We start from the raw sequence: 361 nt of genomic DNA on the forward strand, positions 1-361 counted from the left end.
ATGCGTTTGTGGACGGTGAGATTATTGGATCGGGTGAAAGACCGCTTGCACCCGTCATGATTACAGACGTAGGGCTTGTGCCCTGTGTCGGTATGCTTGCGTGTGGTGAGATCGCCGGAGATATTCGTGGGCCGCTGATTGCTTTCAGGCTGAATCTGGCTCACTTCAGTAAGAGTGCTACCAGTATCGAATGCATACTCTCCTGCACTGGAGCAAAGAACACTCTGAAGTGCATCATCTTGCTCCAAGCCCGATAACTCCGGGAATAGAGTGTTCAGAAGGGAATGTGAAGGAGGAGTACATAAGATGTCAGGGGCTTCATTGTTATTGGAAATGCAGCAAATATTAGATGGATTCCTGA

1 protein-coding gene is annotated in these 361 nt (G+C 48.8%); it reads left to right on the plus strand.

Annotated elements, in window-relative coordinates; genetic code table 11:
- The coding region (locus E1189_RS22150; RefSeq protein ID WP_196220822.1) for a hypothetical protein at nucleotides 1-257 on the plus strand (257 nt) is incomplete at its 5' end.
- Nucleotides 258-361: the final 104 nt, after the last annotated feature.

Origin of the sequence: Parendozoicomonas verongulae, assembly GCF_009711465.1 — a bacterium.
In the GTDB taxonomy this organism is placed as follows: Bacteria; Pseudomonadota; Gammaproteobacteria; order Pseudomonadales; family Endozoicomonadaceae; genus Sansalvadorimonas; species Sansalvadorimonas verongulae.